Below are 26,780 nucleotides of genomic sequence, written 5' to 3'. Positions count from 1 at the left end.
CTCCTTCACAAGGATGTTAGAGAGGAGAGGTAAGCTCAATAGACAGAAACAAATCTGCTGGGAGATTGATGAAGTGAACAAAAATATGAAGAAAAAAGCTCCAACCAAATACAAAGCGGCGATAATTTATGGTATCTTTGGCATTTTTATAGGCTTAAATATGATTATTGTCGCGGTACACGCACATGCGGCTCAAGTTGATCAGATATATGCACTCACATCAACTTCCACTACCGCTGGAGATACGCTAACACCAGCAGATACATCCACTCCCGTAGCAACTGATACACCCACTCCTACGCCAACCGATACGCCTACTCCTACACCAACCGATACGCCCACTCCTCCTACACCAACACCAGTTCCTACAGCCATACCCACCCCCCAACCGACACAGAAGCCAGTCGCAACGGCTGTTCCAACGATACCAGCGCAGAATCAGCCGCCTGTAAATAATGGAGGTGCTCTTCCACCCACAACACCAACAAAAACGGCCAAACCCAAAGCTACACCAACGGCTGTAATCTCCACGCCAGGGGCGGTCACGCCGACTGCCACAGCAGTAGCCAGTACAGCTACAGGAGCAGGAAATCAAGGGCAGAAAGAAGGCAGCGCTGTTGGCACCACTATTGTACCAGTAGCCATTGGTTCCGTTTTTCTGTTGCTTATCGGTGGGCTGACATGCTTTATATTTTTACGCAAACAGAAATCAAAACAGCCCGCATATGCACGCGTACCAATGCAAACGGCGCAACCAGCTCCCTGGCTCAATCAGAGAGATCCAGATGCCACATTTGCCATTCCAAGAATGGAGCAACAAGTGGCCTTTGCCAGTGGTTTGCCAGTTCAGCCTGCCGGGCCAGCGATTCCGATGCCGACAGGTTCTCATAGAGCTGTCACACCAACACCACCATCTTTCACTGGCCCACAACGAGCTATCGGGATGGCCAGCGGCCCGCAGAAAGCTATTCCGCCAACGCCCCCGCTATTCACTGGTCCACAACAGGCTATTGCACAGCCAGCTGAGAATATCAATAATATATATATGCCCAGCGACTTGAAACCAATTACCACTTCACTTCCTGAACAAATCGCCGGGTCGACGCAGAAAAACCCTATCAGTACAAGTGATATGAGCCCCCTTCCACTGGATAACCTTGATCTATCACAGGTATTGCCAAAAGATGATGAGGGCAAGGGTATGTTCTGGCAAACGCCAGCGGCGAGCCCGGGCGCTCTGGCATTTTCGCCTCTCATTGCTCCTAATATTCAGGATGATCCGGTGCTAGAAACGATTATGCGCCAGGCGCAAATGGGGCTGTATGCGCTCCCCAATCCAGAACCCTCTGCTACAAATAATGCGGATGAAGACTCTTTCCTTTCCTAGGAAAGAGTCTTCTGCTTCTCATTATCTCTAGGATCTTGTGGCGCTCTTTATGAGTCATCCCTAACTTTTGAAAAAGTTCCCAATGCTGGGGGTGCAGGGTCTTCTCTGCACCCCCAGCATTGGGAGCGCGAAACCCGTTTTTCGGATTTTTGAAAAATCCGGGATGACTCATAAAGGGTAAGACACACTTCCCATGATTGGGAAACAACCACTATTGAGAATAGAAAAAAGAAAAAAAGTACTCTCGGACTACCACATTTGGAGTTTCCAGAAAATATGAGTACGATAAGAAGAAGAAACACAGAAGTGACAATATCGTTAGGTGGAAGAGGATGTTATGACAGTGCGCATCTATGGTTTCAACTGGGAAACATATACCCAACGTGTAATGCCTGCCTTTAAGCTCTGGCTAACTCAGAAAGACGAATCCCAGATATATACACTCTACACACAAACACGTTGTTTTCGCGAAGAACATTTCCTCCCACCAGCTATGCAGCCACTGCGCACCTGGTCGCGAGCACAAACCTTTGTCCAGCAATTACCACAGGGACCGCAAACCCAACGCGAATATGCACTACTTTGTAGCGCAGAGACATTCACAGATCTCAGCGACAGCTATGTGCATAAACATCCACCCCAGTTGTATCAAAATATCGATGCCCTGCGCGCCGTCTGGGGGGCGATTGTCGCAGAATATTGTCTATCCTGTTTTCTAATTCCACATACTGATGCGCAAATAGAAATTTCGTCACCACAGAATAAACTGGAAGAGACAGAGGCAAGCCGTAGCGAAATAATTTCTTTGTTAGAGTCTGCAGGACTACATGAACTGGCTCGGGAAATACAGGATCAATCATTAGATGAGGACTGGTCAGCCGACGAACAAGAGGATGAGGAAGAAGAAGCGGCACTGGCTATGCATGGCATAGAACTTGGGCGCCATCCTGCGACCTTACATTTGCGCGGCTGGCTCGCCACTATTTCTGTGCGGGCCATGGCCCTCTTTGAATTGCTCGCCTGTGGTCGGCGCTGTCTGCCTTTCGGCTATCGAGCGGGTGAACCTTATGAAGATTTCGTAGGATATCTTACGCCAGATGAAGTCTGGCAGTTCTCACGCTGCTTGCGCCTTACACAGGCTCCTGATGCGCATAAGGTAGAGGCAGACTATGCTGTCTTCCACCAAGCGCAGTCATTTAAGATGATTGATGAGATCCTTCCCAGCCATGCAGAAAATCTGCTCACTATCATCCACCAGGCGGCCCAACATGGACTCGGCTTACTGTGTAGCAGCTAACGAAAAAAGCATAGTGGCATGTATGATAGCCACGCTATCGCTGCTCAGCGGGCCTTTTTCATGTTCGTCCAGAGATCGCAGGGAGATCATGAGCAAGCGATACAATGTACATCTTTCAGGTGTGGAGTGTATTTGGTGGGCGGCCGCCGCCGCCCACCAAATACACTCCACACCCCCAACACGGCGCCGCAGGCGCCAAAGAGAAACATGAAAAAGCCCTGGCTGCTCAGAATCTCAATTGACAATTTGTGTTAAATACCGTAGGATTAACATAAGCCGTAGAGGTACTTGAGGTGCCATTGGGGATCGTTTTAGATCTGAATTATTACTTCATCACCTCATATATGGAAACGAGTAGAAAAGGATTCTATCCTGTCACTCTTTCTACTCACACAATGTTGTGTATTGACTCAAAGGCTCGACAGGAATGCACCGTACTGGCTGGTTTTCCATGAAACACCGCAAAGGAGCATATCTATGGTAACTCGCCCCGCCAGAAAAAAGCGTCGCTGGCCTCTGCTTTTACTGATCATCCCCTATATTTTCTTGCTCATCCCACCCTTTTACAATTCGCTTCAGCCCCCCTTACTGGGCATGCCCTTTTTCTACTGGTATCAGATGCTCTGGATTATTATCACTTCTATCATTACGGCCATTGTCTATTTTATTGGTGCCTGAAGATAGAAAGACGCTGAAGATGCGTTCTATTTAACGCCTGCAAGGAAGGGAGCATGCGTCTATGAAATTCGACGCAACAGCCGTTGCCGTTTTTGTCTTCTTCTTCGTTGCCGTTACGGTTCTGGGCTTTATCGCTGCACGCTGGCGGCGTGGAGATCTAGACCTATTACACGAATGGGGATTAGCGGGTCGGCGTTTCGGCACAGTCATTACCTGGTTTTTGCTAGGTGGAGATCTGTACACCGCCTACACTTTTATTGCTATTCCAGCCGCCATGTTCGGCGCTGGCGCGGTTTCAGGCTTTTTCGCTATTCCTTACACAGTCCTTATTTATCCTCTGGTATTTATACTTATGCCCAGATTCTGGACTATCTGTAAGCAGCGTGGCTACGTTACGGCGTCAGATTTTGTGAAGGATCGCTTTGGGAGTAAAGGGCTGGCACTGGCCATTGCCTTTACCGGTATCCTGGCGACCATGCCTTACATTGCCTTACAAATGTATGGCATTCAGATCTCTCTGGCCGCGATGGGCATCCCAATCACATTGCCAATCCTGGGTTTCCAGGTGGATATTCCTTTGCTCATTGCTTTTATCATTCTGGCCGCCTATACGTACACCAGTGGGCTGCGCGCACCCGCCATGATCGCACTAGTCAAAGATGTGATGATTTTTATCGTCCTCTTCGCGGTCATCGCAATCATCCCAACCCATTTCCATGGCTTTGGTCCGATCTTCGATGCAGCACATCAAAAGGCACTGGCCAATCCAAAGACCTTCTCCGACATTATTCCTGCCAATCAGGCCATTGCTTATTCAACCCTGGCGCTGGGCTCGGCATTGGCACTTTTCCTGTATCCTCACTCGTTAACTGGCGTACTCAGCAGTAGCAGCACCAAAGTGGTAAAGCGCAATGCCGCCTTACTGCCAATCTACTCATTAATGCTGGGATTTCTAGCCATACTGGGATACATGGCAATCGCGGCAAAGGTCAAACCGTTCGGTGGCTTTGGTAATAACAGCGCGGTACCAGCCCTGATTAACGCCGTATTCCCTTCATGGTTCGCCGGTTTCACGTTCGCCGCCCTCTCAATTGGCGCGCTTGTACCGGCCGCGGTCATGTCTATTGCGGCAGCGAATCTATTCACCCGTAATATCTACAAAGAATACTTCCGCCCCAATGCAACCGATCGCGAAGAAACACAGGCCGCTAAAATTGCTTCATTCGTCCTAAAATTTGGTGCCTTGCTCTTCATTGTAGCCATCAATCCAGCCCAGGTTGTCTATTTCCAGTTGTTGGGAGGCATCTGGATCTTACAAACGTTACCCTCGGTCTTCCTGGGACTCTATACCAGATGGTTTAACCGTTGGGCCCTGCTGATCGGTTGGGCGGCAGCCATGATCGCGGGCACCACAATGTTTATCCTGGCAGGCAACAAACCAACAATGCCTATTCTTGGTATTCCCATTTATATTGCCGTCGCGGTCCTCTTACTTAACCTGCTATTAGCAGTTGTTCTGACACCTATCTTCGAGGCTGTTGGCCTGGGGAGAGGGCAGGATAGCACGCAGGCAGCTGATTACGATGAGGAACAAGCTCCAGTAGAAGCAAGTGAGTTGGGACAAGAAGCTTTGAGCTAATTCCCCTTTCTCCAAAGCACAGGGATATCTTCACGTAAGGTGTCCCTGTTTTTTTGCTTGCAAAGCTATGCTACCATAACAAAAAACAGTTATAGCGAAAAAGGAAGATGCATCAGGATGGATTTTGACGAAGAACTTTCTCATCAATCAGAAGAAGTAGGAAGCGATGAGCTACTTTCGGATGATAATTTGCGTTTACCAGAAGAGGCTAATCCATTAGTCCGCTTGCATGCTGTACGTGCCTGGCTGAAACGTCGCGAGACTGAAACCCATATTGATATGGGAAACGCGGCTTTAACACTGCAAGAATTGCAATTAAGCGCTGGAACAGCCCCCTTACGGAGGCGCGCCTATCAAGAACAGATGGAACGGCTACAGAGCGCTCAAAATGCCTTTCAGCGCACGCAGGAATACCTGGCCACCTATGAAGAGGCGGAAGAAATGCTAGAGGATTGTGTCAATCATACTACAGTAGGAGAGCGCCTGCTGGTAGAATATTATCTGCAGATCGATGAGCTGATACAAACCAGTCTACAAGAGAACAATCAAGCACAAACGCCACGCATTGAGGCACTCCTGGATGTCCAGAGTCGCATTGAGCGCGTTGGAGCAACCTACGAAGAAGATTAGCTGCAAACGCGCTCAGGGAAGAAATAAAGGGAGTAGAAAAGGGATGTAAGCTTATTTCCCATCCTACTCCCTTTATCCTATCTGTCCAGGATCTCACGAACTTTGGCGGCCAGTTCATCCAGGTCGAATGGCTTCTGCAAGAATGTAAAGCCTTTATCCAGGACAAAATTCTGGCTGATCTGATTGGCCTGGTAGCCGCTGACAAAGAGAAATTTCGTCTGCTCGCTCTGCTCGTGGATATGATCGTAGAGCTCTTTACCTCTCATTTTCGGCGTAACGAGATCTGAGACGACCAGTGGGATGGTTGCGCTATGGGTTTCAAAGAGCTTTAATCCTTCGGCCCCATCAGCTGCGCTAACTACAGTATAGCCATATTCGGTCAGTGCTTCTTCCATCAAACAACGCAGATCAGGATCATCTTCAACCACCAGGATCATCTCATCTCCCCCACGCACCGGGGCCTGGCTGAATTTGTTATCATTGGCCATATCAAAATCAACCAGGGAAAGCTCAACAGTGGGTAGATATATGGAGAACAATGTGCCCTGTCCCAGAGTGCTGTCAACCCCAATATAACCATTATGCTGTCCAATAATCCCATGAACCATCGACAACCCTAAGCCGGTCCCTTTACCGATCTCTTTGGTGGTAAAGAATGGCTCGAAGATATGTGATTTTGTCTGCTCATCCATGCCAATCCCGGTATCCTGAACCGAGAGTAACACATATTGAGCCGCCGCCAGCTGCCCCCGGCTCCCCTGGTAAGCATCTTCATATGACACATTCGCAGTCTTGATAGTCAATTTTCCACCATTTGGCATGGCATCATGGGCATTTACGCAGAGATTCATCAAAACTTGCTCGATCTGCGCGTAATCGACATGCACCGTTTTTAAATCCGGGTCGGGAATGAATTCAATTTCAATGTGGTCGGCGAGTATTTTACCAAAGAGGTTTAAAATATTTTCCACTACGGTATTTAAATTGACATCCGTTGGCTCTAATACCTGCCGGCGCGAAAAGGCCAGGAGTTGATGGGTCATATTCGCGGCCCGGGTGCCAATTTCATGGATATGGTTGAGATTATCGTAAAGAGGATGGCTCTGTGTAATGCGGCTAAGGCCCCGGCTGGCATAGCCGAGAATGCCACCTAGCATATTATTGAAATCATGGGCGATGCCGCTTACCAGTAAACCTACACTCTCCAGGCGTTGTGCCTGCTGGAGCTGGTCCGCCAGCTTGCGTCGTTCGGTAGTATCAAAAATATAACCCTTGACTTCAATCAGGTTACCCTGCTCATCAAAGCTTCCCTGCACATTTTCGACGATATAAATGGGAGTTCCGTCGTGCCTCACCATCTGAACTTCATGATACTCTAAACGCTTCTCTTTTTCTAATATCCTCAGAAAAGCCTGGTAGTCGGCAGGGGCGGGATAGAGGGTGCGAACGTCGGCCTGCAGCGCCTCCTTTTCAGAAGCAAAACCAAAAATATGGGCGAAAGCCGGGTTGCAAGTCAGAAGTGTGCCCTGTGGGGTGTACACAAAAATGCCAGTGAGTCCCTGTTCAAAAATTTCACGATAGCGCTCTTCGGAATGGCGCAACTGCAGAATAGCGTCATCGTACTGCTTCTGCAAACGAGCCTTCTCTAAGCTCTCATGCACAGCCTGCGGGAGTCGCTCAAGGTGGCTCTTCAGGATATAGTTACTCAGGCCCGAACGCAGGCCCTCTACCGCGATCTCTTCACTACCTGTACCCGTTACCATCAGGACCGGCACGTCCGGGTATTGCTGCTTTACCCTATTTAAAATATGTAAACCGTTGGTCCAATTCAATTGGTAATCGGTAAGAACTATATCAAAATCATCATATGCCATCGCTTGTTCCAGATCTTCTACCTGCGCCACTTCCACATATTCAGCATCTGGAAATTCTTTATTTAATCGCCTCACAACTAATTCGCGATCGCTCATACTATCATCAATAATTAAGAACCTCACAGGCTAACTCCAACATGCTATAAAAAGGCAATCGTAAACGCCGCTCACTCACGACTAGCTGCGTCACCACAGCTCAATCTTTGTTGCGCCGCAGCATCAAAAAAACACCTTAGCCCGGGCGGCCGGGCTCATACAATCGAAAGACTGGCATTGCTCACGCGTGCCACGCGCAACCGCTGCTGATCAGCCACAACTCTACTCATTTATATATAACGGTATACTCCTCCATACCTCAATCCGTTTCAGCAACACCCTTATCGACCACAGACAAATAAAATATGCAGGTCTACAAAACATATTTAGGCAGCTTCACAAAAAACTTGCTCTCCACACCTAAAGTAGACTCAACCCACACAAAACCATCTAATAGATCAACTGCCTTCTTTACGATGGCCAGTCCAATCCCGGTGCCAGGGTAAATGTCATCGCTATGCAAGCGTTGGAAGAGATTAAAAATCTTTTCATGATTTTTGGGTGAAATACCAATACCATTATCAGCCAGGCAGATTACGGCAGATTCATCCTCCTCCCACCAGCTAATCGTCACCTGCGCATTTTCACCGGGCTTATGGTATACCAGGGCATTCTCCAATAAATTGACAAAGATCTGGTTGATCAGGGTCGCATCACCATAGACAGTGGGAAGATCCTCTGCGATATTGATCGTAGCCTGGTTCTCATTGATACGAGTGGCCATCCCTTTAACTATCTGTTGCATTAGATAACCAAGGGCCACAGGCTTAAAACGAATCGCTCGATGTTCAATGCGGGTATAGTTCAAGAGATCATCGATCAAACGATCCATCTGGGCACAGGCATGAACAATATTTTCCATATAATGGCGGCCATCGGCATCCAATACAGCCTGATAATCTTGCTCGACAATTTGTGAAAAGCCAGTGATCGCCCGTAAAGGTGCACGCAGATCATGGGCCAGGGCATAAGCAAAAGCCTGAATCTCTTGATTTTTCTGTTCTAAATCTTGCTGGTGCTTTTCCAGCGAGCGCCTCATAGCCGTACGTTCAATGGCATTGTGAATAGCCCGAAACAGATTTCCCGGCGTCATCTCATCTTTAACCAGGTAGTCCTGCGCGCCACTTTTCATAGCCTGGAGCGCGATCCCCTCATCACCCAGTCCTGCCAGCATAATCACAGCAAAAGGCACAGAGCCCGAGGCATCCACCAGTCCAGCCAAAAATTCAATGCCATCAATATCAGGCAATTTATAATCAAGTAAAATGCAGTCAGGCTGAATCCGTTTGCAGAGTGCAAGCCCCTCTTCGCCGGTTTCCTCCTCATAACATTGATAATGGTAGCGAGTATCTTGCAAAAGATAACGCCGGAAAATTTCCCGGTCCTCCGGGTTATCATCAATAATACAGATTGTAGGATTCTTCTCCGCCATACTCACATCTCTGCTGTATCAGGAAGCATAACCACGCCAAACCAATACTGATTTAACAAATCGACGGCTTCTAGTAATTTTTCGAAGGTCATTGGTTTGAGGATATAGCTATTGGCGCCCTGTTTAAAACAAATCTCAATGTCCTTAGGATCTGCCGAGGTGGTCCAGATAATTACAGGAATCATCTTTAGTGTTTCATCTTGCTTGATCTGGGTCAAAACTTCCTGCCCATTCATCAATGTCAGATTCAAATCTAACAAGACGAGTGAAGGGCGCGGCGAAGTCCCTTTTTCTGCATATTTGCCACGATGATGCAGGAAATCCAGCACATCATCCCCATCATCACAGCGATAAATGGGAGTTGTAATCGATAACTTTTGTAATGCCCATTGAATAACTTCAAAGTCTTCATCACTATCTTCTACAATCAGTATTGGATAGTCTGAACGATCGATCATGCTTGTCTAGCCCTCCTGCAAGGTGAAATAGAACGTCGTCCCCTCGCCAAAGGTAGACTCAGGCCAGATGGTTCCTTTATGACGTTCTACAATACGTTTGACAATTGTTAGCCCCGCGCCAGTTCCGCCACCAAATTTATCTCGACCATGTAGTCGCTTAAAAATGCGGAAGATTGAATCAAAATACTTGTCGCGAATGCCAATACCATTGTCGCGCACATAAAAAACCAACGGCTGCTGTGAATCTTCAGGTTGCTGGTATCCTATCTCAATCCACTTATCTGCTTTATCATTATATTTCATAGCATTAGTGATCAGGTTGGTAAAAATTTCGCCGATACGGGCCCGGTCGCACCAGATCGTTGGCAGAGGGCGCGGCACGCGTATCTCAATCTGATGCTCTTCTATTCTCGCCCGTAGCAATTCAAGGACGCTGTCCAGAACTTCATTGAGATCTGTTTCGGCAAAGGCAAGATCAACACGTCCTACGCGCGAATAATGCAGTAGAGAATCGATCAATGTATCGAGGCGCTGCGTTAAACGCAGGAGGGTTGCCAAGCGACTCAGCCCCTCTTCGTTTAAACTCTGTGAATAATCTTCTTTGAGAATATGCACATAGTTATTAATGCCACGTAAAGGCTCCTTCAAATCATGGGAGACAATATAAGCAAAAGAATCCAGTTCTTGATTGCTCTCTTCCAGCATCTTGTTCAGATCGGCCAACTCATCTGCGCGCTGTACCACCAGGTCACGCAACACATTATCAACGATGGCACTTCTAAGGCCACGCGCTGCCTCTAGCTCACAAGCTTTCCAGGCTTGTGATCTGAAGCGAACCGTTTCGCTCCAGGCGGCAAAAGAGGTGCGTGGAAGTAACATGGCAGATCCATCTTGCATCTGCACCGGTTTATGCGGATCACCACTCCAGGTGACTTCACGCACAACCTCGGGCCGAAACCAGAGCACATAGCTACCCTGCGAAGGCGAAATCGAAATAGCGAGCAAGCCACTGGCTGTATCCTGCCATTGTTGGGCATCTTTCCAATAATTGGAAAAGTTATCGGTCACAAACACATCATTTTGCATATTTTCTTTAAGCCAGCCAACGATGCGCATCCCATCGGTAGCGGCCGGTGCCATACCCAGAGGCACATAGCGATCATTAAAATAGACCGCGGCCCCCTGGGCATTAACCAGGCTCATAAGTTCCGTCGCATGTTCCACTATCTGTTCAAAAGGATTCTGGTCACCGCGTATGCGCTCTAACAGGGAAGCCTGGATATTCTTCACCTGCATTTCGTAGGCATAATCATCTACATCTTCGCGTGCCGCAATCTGCAAGGAAAGCAACTGTCCCAGAAACTCACAGGCGGCACGTACTGTATAGGGAACAAGCCTGGGTGCATTATGATGGCAAGAAATCAGTCCCCAGAGCATATTATTTTTAATGATCGAAATAGACATGGAGGCGGCAACACCCATATTTTTCAGGTACATAATATGCATGGGCGAAACGCTACGCAGAACAGAGGAACTCAAATTAAGAGGAGTCTGGGTTAACGGATTATCTGTCGGTATGATCGGAGCTGGTTGATAGGCGACATCGGAGATCAGGCGTAACCAGTTGTGACGATACAATTCACGTGCCTGGGCGGGAATATCTGAGGCTGGATAATGCAGACCCAGATACGCTTCCTGATCTTCATTCCGGGCTTCAGCAATAACCTCGCCATGCCAATCTTCGTGGAAACGGTAAATCAATACACGATCAAAACCGGTCAAGCGACGCACAGCTTCAGCAGAAGCCTGACACATATCCAATAGATTTGATGCCCCTTGCAAAACTGTGGCCGAGGTACGCATGACCTGGTAAAAATTGGGAATGTATATATTATTCGTATCCAGAGTTGGCTCTAATTCAAGCAAGAGCAATTCTTTCTCGTGGCCATCCACGCGATGAACCACGCCATCAAAGGTCTTCTCCTGGCCCTTACTATCTTGTATTGTGATCACTAGCGGATTCACGGTTTCAATCGCCTCTAGCCGTAAGCTCTGTGTGAGTTGCTCTACTTGATCAGCAGGGAGAAGCTGTGCGATATGCTGCCCTAACAGTCTCGCTGGCTCTGTCCCTAAATGTGTGTCTGTATTATTACTGACTTGCGTAATGTGCAGATCAGGTATACTTAAAACCATCAGGATGCCATGAGGCTGAATAGAACCCGGAATATGGATTGGTTCGCGATCACAATTGGTAAGATCTACATTTTCAGCTGGCGCATTCAGTTGCGCCGCATATTCCTTGCTAGACTGACTCGTGTTCATCCATCTTTACCTTTTAATTCACAAAAATTATAGCTATATCCTCAGCACAAAGGCCCGTTACAGCACAAACATAGAAAGCGATAAAATTGCTGGCGTGTACATCCATTCTATTTATCACAAATTATAATAAATCTCAAGTAATTAGTCTATCTGAGCAGCAAAAACGTCAGGGCTTTTTCATGTTCCTCTTTGGCGCCTGCGGCGCCGAGTTGGGAGTGTGGAGTGTGTGAGGTGGGCGGCCGCGGCCGCCCACTTCACACACTCCACACATGAAAGAATGCCATCTTATCGCTTGCTAGCAGTCTCTGGACAAGCATGAAAAAGCCCAGCAAAAAACGTCAGGCTTCGCGTCCACGGGCGCGAAGCCTGACGTTTTTTGCTGCTCAGTTTATTTAGAGCTGAGGCAAAAAGTTTTGCGCATTAGTATCATAGGATCCTCCCAGGACAGCCTTGGAAGAGGCCCCCATCCAACGATCCAGGACAGTTGCGTAGATAGAACGAAAGTCGACAGTGTATTTTAAGTTCCCAACCTGATCCAGATTTTTGAGATCAGGAGGTTCTCCATAAATGCCTTTGTGTATAGCATTGCCCATGACAAAAAGAGGTGCAGCTGTACCATGGTCAGTACCAAGGCTGCCATTCTCTTCGACACGCCGTCCAAACTCTGACCAGGTCATGACCACCACGTTGTCAGCTTTGCCATGCTTTTCCAGATCAGTGTAGAATGCCGCCAGTCCATCGGCTAAGGTTTTTAACAAGGTCTCATGGGTCGCGGTCTGATTGGCATGGGTATCAAAACCGCCCAGGGTTACATAGCCTACCCGTAAGCCAAGCCCCTGCACAATAGCTTCTGCCAGCGTTTTCAGGCCGGTCGCAAAAGGACCTTGAGGATAGGTTACGGCAGGCTGATAAGTGGCTTCAGCCTGCAACAACTGGCGGCCTCCTTCATGGGCATTGAGCGCCGTAGTATCCAGCAGGGCGGCATAAGGGGAAGAGCGCGGATAGGTATTATATAGTTTCAAGAGGGCCTGTAGACGTGCGTTGCCGCCATCAGGCTCGGTCGGATCAGTACTGAGGCGATAGCTCTGGGTGCTGGCCAGCGTGGGTACCGGTGTCGTGATTGAAGAAAGTGCCTGCGCCGTCTGGGTACCAATATCCATCGCTTTAAAAGGGTGTCCATCTTTATCTACCAGGCCAGCCACCAGTTTTCCCAGCCAGCCTTCACTCCCGTTACCGGTCATATCCAATGTCTGCCAGATGTCCATCGCCTGAAAGTGAGAGAGGCTCTGGTTGGGATAGCCTACGCCTTCTACAATGGCGAGATGACCTTGATCCCAGAGATTTTTGAGGGGTGCAAGATTGGGATGCAGGCCCAGGCGATCATCCAGGTGTAAAACCTTATCTTCTGCAAGACCCAGAGTGGGGCGCATCTTATGATAGGTTGCATCGGTATAGGGCACAACGGTATTTAAACCATCATTGCCACCAGCCATCTGTACAACGATCAGCGTATGATCGTTGCTGGCCATTGCAGTATGGGCATGATCCAGTTGGAGCGCTTTAGCCGAGGCGACTCCACGGCTAAAAATCGCGGGCATTACCATACCAGCTGAAACTACCAGCATTCCATCTTTGATCATAGCGCGACGCGAAAGTTTCATATTCTTCTTCCTTCCTGGCCCCGGCATATCTCCTGTATGAGCGCCGCCAGGCTATCATTCTTTATCTATAGCGCTCACATTAGTTCAGTTGATATTCAGGCGATGCCATCATCAGATACAGCGTGCCTCGTACCTTACTAAGCGGATAACTCTTCCCACCACTCAGCGTGATATGTCCCTGACGTGAAAGTGGATCGGGCGTGTTAAAGTAAGAAACCAGCTGGTCTTTGCGCTCGTTTTCCAATGCGCCATCCAACAAGAAGCTTGAAAAATGATCAACAAACTTCTCGGGTGTATCGATATTGTTGGTATCTACAATAGATTGAAAATCGAGCGGCTTATAGACACTGGTGCGACTACGTGCGCCAGCGATCAACAGATTAATATAGTTGAGGCGCGACATCCAGGTTCCCCCATTGAGCCAGAGGGAACTGATCTTATCAGCGGGCCAGCCTGCTACATTAGGTGGATTAAAGAGGGTCTGACCCAATAGATAGGTCTGGGTTGGTAGCTCGGCACCACTTGTTTTAGCTTCCAGTGCCCGGTACGAACCAATCACAAATTCGGTCGGCGATTTCACACGCGCACGATATGCTTTCGCCGAGCTAAATTGTGGCGAGAGCAAAAGGGTCTTCATTACTGCCTGAATACTGTGATTGCTTTTTACATAGGTATCTACCAGTGGCTTCAGATCATCATTACTGGGATTTTCATAGACAAAAAAGGTAAAGAGTTTCCGGCAGAGGAACCAGGGAGCCGCTGGATGATTGGTCAATGTGTGAATAACATCTTTATAATCAAGGTTCCCTTTTTGACCCAAAAAGGATAGTTCATTATCTGTATGATCCCCGGGATAATATTGTGCCTGCAATGAGGTACCGCGCACATGCCATCCAGTCAGGGCGGCGGCGCCCTCAAACACATCTTGCTGGGTATAATTGCCAAGCCCCAGCGTGAACAACTCCATCAGTTCACGCGCGAAGTTCTCATTCGGCGCATTCTTACGGCTTTTAGTTAAGTCCAGATAGAAAAGCATTGCTGGATCACTGGTAATGCCGAGCAGGATATTGTCAAAGGTATCAAAGGCATGAGCACGCAAAAAGTTGTTCTGGACAATCATACGCATATAAGCCTTTGGCCCACCAACCTTCTGATAGCTACTGGTCAACACTCCATGCCAGAAGAGGGTCATTTTCTCCAACAAAGGTCGCTGGCTACCGGCCATACGTAGCAACCACCAGCGCTGTTGATTCTGCGGTTTGGTCAAATCAATATTTGCTGCAGCAAGTTGCTGCTCTAACGGCTGGTCAGAGACTTGCTGATAGTTCAGCAGGCGATCTACCGCGCCCTGGAATCCCAGAGGGGTGTATAGAGCAAGGTCAGCTGAGGTAACCCCAAAACCGGTTCGACGCAATAAATGGCCAAGCTTTGCGTTTGCTCCTGAGGTGCCAGTTGTGTTCCAGGAAGAGGCTACCTGGTTCTGCTGAGATTGCTGCCACTCTGCCAGTGCCACACCTCCAATGGCAACGGCGGCTCCAGCTCCAGCCAATCCTGCGAATAAGGCGCGGCGCGAGAGGCGTTTCGGCGACTCCGTCGCCATCGCTTCTGGCTGAGATGCGGGTGGTGCTGGTTGCGGCACTGACCCGATCCCACCCTGGCCTGGATCAGCCCCCCTCCATGATTCTGTGGGCTGTTCGTGCATGTCCATGTTCAACGCCTCCTCTATGCGTTTGCGAGCAATTTACTATCGATATCATCATAGAAAATTTCTTACTATTTATAAGTATGCTTATCTGCATGTTCTTCAGTAGTATCTGCAGAAATTGTAACAGCAAGAGGTCAAGGAATTCTCAAGAGAAAATAATAATTTGCTCTTTTTTTGTTTCTTTTTGGTGGTTGGGGGCGGGCGCGGGCGCGCCCGGCTTTTTTTATTCATGTGTTGTCGAAAGTGTTCTGCGCACACTTTCGACAACACATGAATGTTTTTTGGAGCAATCAGTAACTCGGACGTGTTTTTTGAACCAACTACAACACATGAATGTTTTTTGGAGCAATCAGTAACTCGGACGTGTTTTTTGGGGCAGGCGGATTGAAGCGGGATTTCGGGCTGTTTGTGTTTGTAGTGATACTTTTGGGCGGATAAAGAGTTTAATAGGATAGAGGATGTTGCATATAGGGCAACATTGTGTGGATAGAAGAGGGGTAAAAGATATGCCACAGCTTACATCGGGGCGCAAAAAATGGTTGCTGCCAGTTTTTTTGTTCATTAGTATCACCATTATCGTTGCCCTGGTCTCCATCGGTATCTGGGTCTTCCAAGATGGTCCGTTGACCAATCCCATTAGCGGTAAACCGACAGCCATTACATTTTTTCCATCTTCACATTCAAATACAACAATATCGCCGTTGCTCTTTGGTACTAATATGGCTCTGTTCGATACACATGATCTCTTGCTGACATCTGAAGGGGCTCGTGTGCGTTTACAGGGATTACATCCGGGGATTATTCGTATGCCGGTTCGGGCCAGTCTGGCCGAGGAGACAGAAATGCGCGCGGCCCGCACAATTAAAGAGTTGGGAGCGCTTCCATTGGTCAATTTACGCGGTGAGGTGGATGCCAATGTGCTGGCTGATGATGCGCGTATCATTCAGGACGTCCAGCAGGTCTTTAACAATAGCAGCGTCTATTATGAATATGGCAATGAAGAAGATTTGCAAGGAGTGACGGCTGAACGCTATGCGGCCTCCTGGAATCGTATCGTTCCACAGTTACAACGGCTGGCTCCCCAGGCCCACTTTATTGGTCCGGTGAACTTTCAATACAATGAGGCGTATCTCAAAACGTTCCTGCAGCAGGCCCGGCCTGCACCGGATGAAATTAGCTGGCATGAATACACCTGCGATGTTAATGCGCCACCAACAACGTGTATAGCGAATATAGCGCACTGGAACATCCATATCGCCAGGGCCCGCGCCATGATGCAGCAGGCTATCGGTCACAGTTTACCAATTATGATTACCGAATGGAATTATTCACCGAATGCTACTTCTAGTGATGGGAAAAACAACAATCCCACCTTTATACAGAACTGGACAAAGCTTGCGCTGCAAACATTGGCGGCCAATCGTATCTTTGCCGCCATGCAGTATTCCTGCACAAACACGGCAGTTCCATTGATTACAGCTAGCGCAAACTTGAGTGTGCAGGGTGAAAGCTTTCAAGAGCAATATCAACAGATGATCGTGGAGAAACGTATCCCAGCGGCCTTGCAAAATTAAAGTAAGAAGTTAAAAAGAAGTTGGGAGCAAGAACAGGCGCACGGTATCCAGCAAATCACGGACATGGAATGGCTTGATAATAACCTGCTCTACTCCCATTGACGCGCTATCAGCACCAGGGTTGGCGGTAATTAACACCACAGTTGGACGAGGAAAGGTAGCAGCATGGAGCTCCCTGTATTCTTTCAGGCGAGCTAAAAATGTCGTGCCATCCATACCTGGCATGGCCAGGTCCAATAAGATTACAGCGGGATAGCGACCTTCACGGGCCGCATTATACATCCAATCCAGAGCCTCCTGTCCATCAGCGGCCTCTGCAGGTTCATAGCCATCTAATTCAAGGGCCCAGGAGACCATATCCCGAATAGCAGGATTATCATCAACCACAAGCACAACTGGTAAAGGTACTTGTGGTTGAAACGCTGGCTGAAACATGCTTCCCCCTCTATTTGCACGCCGGGCCTGGCTGTTTATCGATGCTTAAAAAGCAGTTCGCAAGAAGTTCTGCACAACCTCTAAGAATGCCTGGGGATGTTCCAGATTTGAGAGGTGACCTGCCTGTGGGATGACAGCGAAACGAGCGCCCGGAATCTGCTCGGCATATGCACGCGCCACATCCGGGGGTGTCAGCGCGTCATGCTCTCCTACTATCACAAGGGTAGGGCAGCTAATGCCAGACAGCAAGTCGGTGGAATCGGCCCGCAAAGCCATCCCACGCGAGGCGGCGGCGATCCCCAAGGGATTGGCAGCCCCGATCAGTTGTCGCACCTGTATTTCTACTTCTGGAGAGTGTGTGCGCGTGTAATCAGAGATGAGGCGCGGCAACTGCAAATCAGCGATTGCATCCGTGCCCTGTTGCTCAGCAATACGGGCCACATTCTCGCGGTTAGCCCGCGCCTCTTCTGTATCCGCGCCTGGACGCGTGTCGGCCAGGATCAGGCCGCCAACACGGTGGGGGTATTTGCGAAGGAAAGCGAAAACAGCATAACCACCCATAGAGAGGCCGCAAAGTACGGCCTGCTGCATACCCAGGTGGTCCATCAAACCAGCCAGATCATCAGCGAAAGTTTCCATAGTGGAGAGGTTGCCATACAGGCTACTCTCCCCGAAGCCACGCCAGTCTGGCGCGACCACACGATAACGTTGTTCATCCAATAAGGCGGAAATCTGCCGCTCCCACATGCCCCGGTTGAGAGGAAAGGCATGTAGAAAGAATAATGGAATCCCGATACCGTGGTCCTCGTAAGCCAGCTCCACAGAATTTATGCTTGCTTTCGACCCCATGCCGTATTACTCCTTCGTTGCGCCGTCGGCCTGCTCGTGCGCATGGTATGAGCTACGCACAAAAGGGCCAGACTCCACGTGGCGGAAGCCCATCTTTTTGCCTTCAGCCTTCAGTTCAGCGAACTCTTCCAGTGGTACATAGCGCTGAATAGGAAGGTGCTGGAAAGACGGGCGCAAATACTGACCAATAGTAAGGATATCGATATCATGCTCACGCATATCGTGCATAACCTCAAGGATCTCGTCCCAGGTCTCACCGAGGCCAAGCATAAAACCAGACTTGGTACGCGTGCCAGGATACATTTCTTTAGCCATTTTGAGCACCTGCAATGAACGCAGGTAGACGGCCTGAGGGCGCACACGTTTATACAACCTGGGGATAGTCTCAACGTTATGATTGAAAATATCGGGTTTCGCATCCATTACAACACGTAGCGCATCGGCCGAACCCTTAAAATCAGGGGTCAAAACCTCTACTTTACACTCGGGATTCAAACGGCGAATCCAGCGAATGGTCGATGCAAAGACCGCGGCCCCCCCATCTTTTAGCTCATCACGATTGACCGAGGTCACCACCGCATGGCGCAATCCCATCTCCTGTACCGCTTCAGCCACACGTTTTGGCTCTTCCCAGTCCAGTCCCATTGGGCGTCCAGTCTCAACCGCGCAAAAACCACAGCTACGAGTACAGACACGGCCCAGAATCATAAAGGTTGCTGTCTTATGTCCCCAGCACTCACCGATGTTTGGGCAGCGAGCCTCCTCACAGACTGTATGCAGCGACTGGCCGCGCATTAGTTGCTTCAGTTGTTGGTAATTTTCTCCCTTGGGAGCTCGTACGCGTAGCCATTCAGGGCGGCGCTCTGGGATAATGGTCGTCATGGAAATTTCCCTTGCTCTAGTTCTGCAACTGTCTGGCATCTTATCCAACTTATGAAAATAAGCAGATAAGATGCCGTTCACTCTATTGTAGGTACGTCCCGCTGGGCGTACTAATATACATCGATGTCTCGTCCATAGCTTTGCAGTTTCGTGCGTACGGCTTGCAAGAAGCCGCCAGCACCCGCGCCATCGAGAATACGATGGTCAAATGACATAGACATAAACATCATCGAACGAACTGCGATCGCGTCATCTTCAATCACCACTGGCCGTTTCACGACAGCATCCATACTGAGAATAGCCGCATGGGGTTGATTAATAATGGGCATAGATATAATTGTACCAAATACGCCAGGATTATTCACTACAAAGGTGCTATTCTGCATATCCTGGATAGTCAATTTATTGGTACGAGCGCGCTGGGCCAGGGAATTGACTTGTTTCGCCAGGGCAGCCAGGGTATACTGGTCAGCGTCGTAGATTGTCGGAACAACCAGTCCGGTATCGGTCGAGACAGCCATACCGAGATTAATGTGCCGCTTGATAATGATTTTATTGTCGGGTGTCCAGGTTGAGTTGATGATGGGGAACTTGCGAATACCCTCGCAGACCGCCTTCATTACAAAAGGCACGAAGCTAATGCCATAGCCTTCGCGGCGTTTAAACTCCTCTTTATTTTTGGCCAGCCACTTAGCGATATTGGTCATATCGATTTCGACCACGGTAGTGGCATGGGGCGAGGTGCGCTTACTGCGTACCATGTGCTCTGCAATAGCCAGGCGCATACGGCTGGGTACAACAACCTCGTCACCGGCCTCAGTCAATTCAGCCGCGGTAGTGGTTGGCATCTCCTGGCGAGCTGGCGCGGCCTGTTGCGCGACCGGAGCGGGTGCAGTGGCCGCCGGGGTATAGGTGGCAGCTGGCGTGGCGACATTTTGCTGCTGAGCGACATAGGCCAGAATATCTTCTTTGCGTACCCGACCACCAGAGCCAGTACCAGCAATATCATTGAGATCAATGCCATGCTCGCGGGCCAGGCGCCGTGCTAACGGAGAGATACGCTGGCGCTCCTCATCTTCACCCTGTACCCGCTCATTAATACCATTGGAACGAGCAACCTGGGTAGTAGCGGTAGGCTGGGAATCTGGCAGCGGAGTCGCGGCCTCGCTAACACTTTTGACAGGTGCGGCATCAGGGCCCGGTGTACTGCTGGTAGTGGCAGCAGCCACATCGGCACTCTCTTCAATGATAGCGATCTCAGCGCCCACAGGCACCGTCTCATCGACCTTCACCAGAATCTTCACCAGACGGCCAGCTACAGGCGAAGGGAGTTCAGCATTGATTTTATCGGTAATCACCTCAGCGATAGATTCATCACGCTCAATCAGATCGCCCTCTTGTTTTAACCAGGCGCCAATAGTTCCTTCCGCTACTGATTCACCCAGGCGCGGCATTGTTACTGGAGTTGGCATAAGTACACCCTTTCATCCCTTCTATTGCAATAGATAGTGTTTATCTCTATAGAATAGCGGATCATAAATAAAATATTACCTCTATCTAGTAAGCAGCCAATGCTCTGGCCGCCGAAAGTATTTTCGCTGCATTCGGCAGGTAGGCAGCTTCTAATGCTGGTGCGTATGGGAAAGGCACATCAGGGGCCGCAACCCGTGTAATGGGACCGTCTAGATATTCGAACAGATCCTGTGCCAGGATGGCCGAGAGCTCCGCACCGATCCCCCCTGTAAGGGTATCTTCATGAACAATCAAGACCTTATTGGTGCGCTTCACCGAGGCCGTAATTGCCTCATAGTCCAATGGTGCCAGGCTCCGTAGATCCAGGACCTCGACCTCCAGATCATCATCCTCTTCCAGGGTCTGGGCGGCTTTCAAGCACTGATGAACCATCGCACCATACGTCAATATCGTCATGTCCTCGCCTTCGCGGCGCACAATAGCTTTACCCAGGGGCACAATATAATCGTCGGTGGGTAATTCTTCGCGCAGTTCAGGTAGACGGTAGAGCAGCTTATGCTCTAGATAGAGGACTGGATTATTGTCACGAATGGCGGCTTTCAGCATCCCTTTGGCATCATACGTGGTGGAAGGCACAACGACTTTCATACCAGGCGAATGAAAAAACCAGGCCTCGGGACTTGAAGAATGGAATGGGCCACCTTTTGTTCCTCCACCCGAGGGTCCCCGCACCACAATCGGAACCGGCATGCCCACACGCCAATACATCTTGGACGCCATATTGATAATCTGATCAAAGCCACAGGTGATAAAGTCGATAAACTGCATCTCCGCGATAGGTCGCATACCCATCAATGCAGAGCCAACGGCAGAACCGATAATGGCGGCCTCAGACATGGGGGTATCAATCACGCGGTCCGCTCCGAACTCGGCGAGCAGACCCGCGCTTACTTTAAAGGCACCACCATATGAGCCGACATCTTCTCCCAGGAGAAAGACGGCCTCATCACGCGCCATCTCTTCGCGGATAGCCTGGCTAATCGCCTCTAAGTAGGTTACTTTTCTATCATTCATCGTCGTCCAGCGGCCTCCTCTGCCTTGTACACGATGTGAAACGGTTGGCCTGTGCGACTATCATATGCATTGATATGCTGAGCATTTTCCGCACCTGGTTCGCCAACAATTGCTATCGGTCCATCCGGGGCAAAAACATACTGCGCTACCGTTGTCTCATCTGGTGCAGGGCTTTGTTCGGCAAAGTGTACTGCATCATCCACAGTGGCTTTGATCTGCGCATCGATCTCGCCACGCGCGGCTTCCGTCAAAATATCTTCCTGGAATAAATAGTTTTCAAAGCGCTGAATAGGATCTTTTTTCAGCCACTCCGCACGCACATCCTCAGGAACATAATCGGCTTTGTCGGCCTCTGAATGACCACGTACTCGAAAGGTTTTACACTCCACGAGTGCGGGTCCCTGACCACTGCGGGCATGGTCAACGGCCTGCTCGACCGCCTCCATGACAGCAAATATATCATTGCCATCGACACTTCTACCGGGCATACCATAAGCCAGTGCTCGGTCTGAAAGGTTCTGAATAGCAAACTGTTTAGAGGTTGGCGTTGAATAGGCATAACCATTATTTTCGATCACAAAGACAAGCGGCAACTTTTGCACTGCGGCAAAGTTTAATGCTTCGTGAAATGATCCCGTGTTGGTTGCGCCATCGCCGCAAGAGGCTAAGACTATCGTTGAACGTTTTCGCATTTTCATGGTCAATGCAACACCACATGCCACGGGAAGAGATTCTCCCAGCATGCTAATCATAGGGACAATACCCTGGTGCATATCACCAATATGCATCTGACCATCACGACCTAAGGTGGGGGAGTTGCCGCGAGCTAGCCACTGACACATAATACTGCGAGGTGAGACTCGTCGTACAATGTGCATACCTAGATCTCTGTGCTGCGGAACAATGCAGTCCCCATCGTGAAGCGTCATTGCTGCTCCGACGGTTGTCGCCTCGTGCCCCTGTGCTGTGTAAACGCCGCCTACGATACGTCCTTGTAAAAACAACGTACGAATGCGGTCTTCCATAGCACGGGTGAGGCGCATAAAACGATAGATCTGTAGCAGGTTGGCCCGCTCCAGTTCCATAATCACCCATCCTTTTCTGTCTTAAGGTGCATTTGCGCTCATGCTAACATGTGATAAGAAGAGGTGTCAAGGCTGCTCTTCCTCGACGCAGTCACACCTTGAACTATTTTTTTTACTCTCTTCTATACTCTACCACATGATAAGGTTTCCTTATATATGTACTATCGGCATCCAGGACTTTTCAATTCTACTATTTATTTCTCGGCCAGGAGGATATTCTGGCGCAAGTGTTGGATGCGTTGCCGATAGGCGTCTTCGGGTTGAACATAGCCAAGTTTGGGCTTATCGCCCATGCTGACATGCCATTTGCGGAAGGCCAGTCCGATCTCTGTTTGATAGAGGGCCTTTACACGTATCCACTGTTTAAAACCTTGCTGCCAGAGGACTCGGCGTTCAATTTTGGCCCGTAAAAACGAATGCTGCAGCATGGCATATTCATCTACCGTCACGATACCAGCACTGACTTCGGAGGCCAGGAACTCGCGAATGATAGCGGCTTCGTGGGCCAGTGATTTAATCAGGCAGTAAATGATCACCATCTGAGCGATAAAAGGTAAGATATAATCACCGATGCTGGCAAAGAGCGAAAACATAACAATATTTGAATTGTCCGGTGAAGCCAGTACCAGCGAGTTAGCAAAAAAGTTGATGAAATCAAAGGCGGTATGCAAGCCAACAGCGATAAGATAGCCGATGATGGGTATCACGATATGTTTCCAGCGCACCCTCGTATGCCGCATATAACCCAGGGCAATGCCCAGACAGATCGTAAAGGTTGAGTGACTCAGCCATCCCAATACGATGCGTCCGATTAACAAGAAAAGAAAGGCTTTGGGATTGCCGGCAAAATAAAAGATATTTTCGACCATGGCAAAGCCAGCCCCAATCAGGGCGCCGTAGACAATGCCATCAGTGACATTATCAAATTCATCGCGCAAGACGATAAAGAGCAGCAAGAGACCAAGGCCTTTGACGGTTTCTTCAGTGATGCCGGCATTGAGGGCTGAGAACAGCGCATGCAAGGCTTTGCCAGCCTGAGGACCCAGAATGGTGCTGCGCCAGGAATCGATACTTCCTTCAATAAATGTGGTGGGAGGAATGGCGATAATGGCTCCCCAGAGAAAGGCAGCCAGGCGCAAAAACCAGGGCTCACGTTCATAACGATCAATGAAGTTGACGAGTAGATTGATACCAAGAGCGGCCACAATGGGAATGGTCAACACAGATAAGATATTTAAAGGGCTTTCCTGCACCAGTGAGACGATCCCCAATAGATTATTTAAAATAATGGCGGTAAGGGCGCTGATCAGCAAGGTGATCAGTATAACCCCTCCGATCGTCCAGCGTAATGTCCTTTTCCAGACTTTAGGAAAGGCAAATTCCAGGGTAATACTCCCCCCAGGAACTTCCCTTCCTCGGCCCAGGCACGAGCATCCATCTCCATCGCAGTTCGCTGGTCAGATAACCAGGTAGAGGTTTCTGGCGAAAGGGTATGCGCATTATGATTCTTCCCGTTGATTGCCGGTGTTTTTTTCGTCGGTGAGATATGAGGTAAACTCTCCAGGGCGCTCGCATAGCGTGTAGAATTGGCATTAGGATCTTTGGCGACGTCCTTTGGGTGGATCTGGGAGGAGAGAATTTGTTCGATAATCTCATCTTCATGGCCATCAAGGATAGACATACCCTGATCACTCCTGGGAGCAATAAGCTGTAACATAGTATTGCCCATAACCAGGAAATCCTGAGATTGGAGAGGGTATTCTGCACCAGCAGAAACCGCCTTACCATTGACATGCAACAGATTTTGTTCCGTTACATTATGAATAGACCAGCTATCTCCATTAAAAATCAGGCGCGCATGCTCACGTGATACACTTGGGTCCATTAAAATCAAATCATTGCTCAATGCACGCCCAATAGTGGTCTCGCGCTCCTTCAATACGTACACCAGACGTTCTTCAGGAAACAAACCTGCGGGATATTTGTCCAGGTGCTTTGGAGTGTCCGCTGGAAAACGCACACGCACAACACGCAGCACCCCATAGTTTTGGCTTCCACTCATGTAACGTACCCAACGAACAAGTACTGAGCAGCACTTGTTGTTACCCTCTTTCTCGTAATCATCCTACCTTCATACAATAGCATGCTCTGATGAGTATATCCTTAATATACATGGGACTGTAGGGAATGACAAGTTACCTATATATAGTCAGCAGGGCTTTTTCATGTTCCTCTTTGGCGCCTGCGGCGCCGGGTTGGGAGTGTGTGGTGGGCGGCCGCCCACCACACACTCTCCACGCCTGAAAGAATGGGCCTTGTATCGCTTGCTCGTAATTCTCCATGTTTGCAGATGGGAGGAGGCTGCGGCCACCCACCACAACTCCACGCCTGAAAGAATAGACATCCTATCGCTTGCTCGTGATCTCCTTGCGCTCTCTGGACGAACATAAAAAAGCCCTGATATAGCCAGTCTGTAGCAAGACGCTGGCATAGGTAGACAGAGATGATACTATAAGGCAGAGATCGCAGATAGAAACCTATTATCTGTACCTATATTATGTGAGCAGATATGACGAAACAAGAACTGATACACTCTTCCTGGGTCTTGCATGCGTTACAACGAAGCAGCCAGTTGTTTGAAGAGCACAAGCAACCAGTCTATCTTGTGGGAGGCTCGATACGCAATCTACTCCTGCAAAAACCCTGCGCGGATTGGGACATCGCCACAGCTGGTAATACACATCATCTGGCACGCCGCCTGGCGGATCATCTGGGCGGCTTCTATGCTCCTATGCATGAAAGGGCCAGTCGCGTTATTGTCAAGCAGGAGCAACAGGAACTGATTCTGGATATTTCACCACTCCAGGGGAACGATATTGCAGAGGACCTATATGAACGCGATTTTACTATCAATGCGCTCGCAGTTCCTTTTAATGAGGTAGTTGCCGCTTTCTCACAGTGTACATCACTGAATGAGACTCAATCGATGCTGGCAGCCAGGGTCATAGATCCGTTAGGTGGCCTACCGGATCTCAATACACGTACGTTACGCGTCACATCCGATACAACCTTTCAGAAGGACCCGCTACGCCTGCTGCGAGCAATGCGCTTTACCCGTCAATATCAGCTAACAATTGAGCCGGCTACACAGCAATTAATTGCGCGCGATGCCTACCTACTTCCGCAGGTAGCCAATGAACGTATCCATGAAGAACTATATGCACTCTTGCGTCCATCAGGTGCCTGTGAACAGCTACGCTTTTTAGATCATCACCACCTGCTCACTGTATTGATCCCAGAATTAGAACCGGCACGCGGCATGACCCAACCCAGCCTGCATCATTATGATGTCTTTGAGCACTCGCTTGAAGCGGTCGCGATGCTGGAGAAACTGGCGCGGATCTTGCAACAGGACTCTGATGAGTTACAACATTCGGGACTCGATATTGAGGGAGAGGGTCATTTCCAGGCGCTACAAGAGCTTTTGCGAGAAGCGGAACAGCAACATATTTTCTCATATGCCAGGTTGCTGTCACCGCCCTTAAAATTGGCCGCTCTTTTACACGATATAGGGAAACCCATCACACGCGCGGTGGATGAAGAGGGCAATATTACGTTTTATCATCATCCGCAGGCTGGTGTGCCAGTGGCACAAAACATTAATCGTCGCCTGAGTGTAAACACGCATGACAGCCGTCTGATTCAACAGGTGGTCGCGCACCACATGCGGCCAGGACAGCTAAGCCATGCCATGCTTACCCCCAGGGCCATCCGGCGCTACTTCGTAGACATGGGACCCAACGGGATCTATGTAACCTTGATCTCACTGGCAGATCATCTGTCAATGCGCGGACCTGATCCTTTGACGGTCCATTGGCAGCGCCACCTGGCCACGGTACGGACTCTTCTGACCAACTATATTCGTGAGCGGGAACAGATTTTACCGCCGCGACTGATCCAGTCTGAAGAGCTCATCCGTCGCTTCCATCTACAGCCCGGCCCCTTGATTGGTCAACTTCTGGAGTCCATTGCAGAAGCTCAGGCAGAAGGAGAGATTCATTCTAAAGAGGATGTGCTCTGGTTCGCCGAAGAAAAGCTCCAACAAATACGGGCTGACAGTGAAAAATAAGAACATTCATACTACAAACATAGTTGACAATACACGCCCTATGGCGTACCATTACTGAGGCTAAACATGTAAGGGCGGCACGTCGTGTTCGCCCTCGCTT

21 protein-coding genes are annotated in these 26,780 nt (G+C 49.3%); 7 read left to right on the top strand and 14 right to left on the bottom strand.

The features are described from left to right. The first annotated feature begins 85 nt into the window (after window positions 1-85). From EL645_RS40345 to EL645_RS19375, 5 genes are all read left to right on the top strand, one after another. Entirely contained in the window at window positions 86-1,387 is a 1,302-nt protein-coding gene (locus tag EL645_RS40345) for a hypothetical protein (protein ID WP_126552036.1), read from the top strand. Between the two features lie 337 nt (window positions 1,388-1,724). Beyond that, window positions 1,725-2,684 (top strand): hypothetical protein, encoded by a 960-nt coding sequence (locus tag EL645_RS19390; protein ID WP_126552035.1) that lies wholly within the window; start codon window positions 1,725-1,727, stop codon window positions 2,682-2,684. A gap of 477 nt (window positions 2,685-3,161) precedes the next feature. Continuing rightward, window positions 3,162-3,362: a DUF3311 domain-containing protein gene (locus EL645_RS19385; protein WP_126552034.1), complete on the top strand. Its 201-nt coding sequence runs from the start codon at window positions 3,162-3,164 to the stop codon at window positions 3,360-3,362. Window positions 3,363-3,423: 61 nt separating this feature from the next. Beyond that, a complete protein-coding gene (gene mctP / locus EL645_RS19380) occupies window positions 3,424-5,001 on the top strand; it encodes a monocarboxylate uptake permease MctP (protein ID WP_126552033.1) in 1,578 nt (525 codons plus the stop codon). 117 nt (window positions 5,002-5,118) lie between these two features. Continuing rightward, window positions 5,119-5,631: a hypothetical protein gene (locus tag EL645_RS19375; protein WP_126552032.1), complete on the top strand. Its 513-nt coding sequence runs from the start codon at window positions 5,119-5,121 to the stop codon at window positions 5,629-5,631. 77 nt (window positions 5,632-5,708) lie between these two features. Here the strand turns inward: EL645_RS19375 and EL645_RS19370 are convergent, their stop codons facing one another. From EL645_RS19370 to EL645_RS19345, 6 genes are all read right to left on the bottom strand, one after another. After that, a complete protein-coding gene (locus EL645_RS19370; protein ID WP_126552031.1) occupies window positions 5,709-7,628 on the bottom strand; it encodes a hybrid sensor histidine kinase/response regulator in 1,920 nt (639 codons plus the stop codon). A gap of 286 nt (window positions 7,629-7,914) precedes the next feature. After that, window positions 7,915-9,033 (bottom strand): hybrid sensor histidine kinase/response regulator, encoded by a 1,119-nt coding sequence (locus EL645_RS19365; RefSeq protein WP_126552030.1) that lies wholly within the window; start codon window positions 9,031-9,033, stop codon window positions 7,915-7,917. Window positions 9,034-9,035: 2 nt separating this feature from the next. Further along, window positions 9,036-9,491 carry a response regulator gene (locus tag EL645_RS19360; RefSeq protein WP_126552029.1) on the bottom strand — a complete coding sequence of 152 codons (456 nt, stop codon included), beginning with the start codon at window positions 9,489-9,491 and terminating at the stop codon, window positions 9,036-9,038. 6 nt (window positions 9,492-9,497) lie between these two features. Continuing rightward, a complete protein-coding gene (locus EL645_RS19355; protein ID WP_126552028.1) occupies window positions 9,498-11,813 on the bottom strand; it encodes an ATP-binding protein in 2,316 nt (771 codons plus the stop codon). 392 nt (window positions 11,814-12,205) lie between these two features. After that, complete coding sequence (locus tag EL645_RS19350) at window positions 12,206-13,474, bottom strand: DUF1501 domain-containing protein (RefSeq protein ID WP_161977503.1); 1,269 nt, start codon at window positions 13,472-13,474, stop codon at window positions 12,206-12,208. Window positions 13,475-13,553: 79 nt separating this feature from the next. After that, window positions 13,554-15,182, bottom strand: a complete 1,629-nt coding sequence (locus EL645_RS19345; protein WP_126552026.1) for a DUF1800 domain-containing protein — start codon at window positions 15,180-15,182, stop codon at window positions 13,554-13,556. A gap of 503 nt (window positions 15,183-15,685) precedes the next feature. On the opposite strand from EL645_RS19345, the gene EL645_RS19340 reads away from it, so the two are divergent. Further along, the gene (locus tag EL645_RS19340; RefSeq protein ID WP_126552025.1) at window positions 15,686-16,753 is read left to right on the top strand and encodes a hypothetical protein; all 1,068 of its coding nucleotides are present in this window, start codon (window positions 15,686-15,688) and stop codon (window positions 16,751-16,753) included. Window positions 16,754-16,762: 9 nt separating this feature from the next. Here EL645_RS19340 and EL645_RS19335 read toward each other — a convergent pair whose 3' ends face one another. The 8 genes from EL645_RS19335 to EL645_RS19300 form a co-directional block, all read right to left on the bottom strand. Then, the gene (locus tag EL645_RS19335; protein ID WP_126552024.1) at window positions 16,763-17,188 is read right to left on the bottom strand and encodes a response regulator; all 426 of its coding nucleotides are present in this window, start codon (window positions 17,186-17,188) and stop codon (window positions 16,763-16,765) included. Between the two features lie 45 nt (window positions 17,189-17,233). Beyond that, window positions 17,234-18,037 carry an alpha/beta fold hydrolase gene (locus EL645_RS19330; protein WP_126552023.1) on the bottom strand — a complete coding sequence of 268 codons (804 nt, stop codon included), beginning with the start codon at window positions 18,035-18,037 and terminating at the stop codon, window positions 17,234-17,236. A 6-nt stretch (window positions 18,038-18,043) separates the two neighbouring features. Beyond that, a complete protein-coding gene (gene lipA, locus EL645_RS19325; RefSeq protein ID WP_126552022.1) occupies window positions 18,044-18,919 on the bottom strand; it encodes a lipoyl synthase in 876 nt (291 codons plus the stop codon). A 110-nt stretch (window positions 18,920-19,029) separates the two neighbouring features. Then, complete coding sequence (locus EL645_RS19320; protein ID WP_126552021.1) at window positions 19,030-20,391, bottom strand: dihydrolipoamide acetyltransferase family protein; 1,362 nt, start codon at window positions 20,389-20,391, stop codon at window positions 19,030-19,032. Window positions 20,392-20,476: 85 nt separating this feature from the next. After that, entirely contained in the window at window positions 20,477-21,466 is a 990-nt protein-coding gene (locus EL645_RS19315) for an alpha-ketoacid dehydrogenase subunit beta (protein WP_126552020.1), read from the bottom strand. Further along, window positions 21,463-22,551: a thiamine pyrophosphate-dependent dehydrogenase E1 component subunit alpha gene (locus tag EL645_RS19310; protein ID WP_126552019.1), complete on the bottom strand. Its 1,089-nt coding sequence runs from the start codon at window positions 22,549-22,551 to the stop codon at window positions 21,463-21,465. Before EL645_RS19310 ends, EL645_RS19315 begins: the two co-directional genes overlap by 4 nt. Window positions 22,552-22,745: 194 nt before the next feature. After that, window positions 22,746-23,864, bottom strand: coding sequence for a PrsW family intramembrane metalloprotease (locus tag EL645_RS19305; RefSeq protein WP_161977502.1), 1,119 nt, complete (start codon window positions 23,862-23,864; stop codon window positions 22,746-22,748). A 5-nt stretch (window positions 23,865-23,869) separates the two neighbouring features. Continuing rightward, entirely contained in the window at window positions 23,870-24,613 is a 744-nt protein-coding gene (locus EL645_RS19300) for an FHA domain-containing protein (protein WP_126552017.1), read from the bottom strand. A 507-nt stretch (window positions 24,614-25,120) separates the two neighbouring features. Between EL645_RS19300 and EL645_RS19295 the strand changes: the two genes are divergently transcribed. Next, window positions 25,121-26,680 (top strand): HD domain-containing protein, encoded by a 1,560-nt coding sequence (locus EL645_RS19295; protein ID WP_126552016.1) that lies wholly within the window; start codon window positions 25,121-25,123, stop codon window positions 26,678-26,680. The last annotated feature ends 100 nt before the right edge of the window (window positions 26,681-26,780 follow it).

The sequence above is a fragment of the Dictyobacter kobayashii genome, assembly GCF_003967555.1.
In the GTDB taxonomy this organism is placed as follows: Bacteria; Chloroflexota; Ktedonobacteria; order Ktedonobacterales; family Ktedonobacteraceae; genus Dictyobacter; species Dictyobacter kobayashii.
The sequence above is the reverse complement of the archived record's forward strand: the minus strand, read 5'-3'. Positions and strand labels throughout refer to the sequence as shown.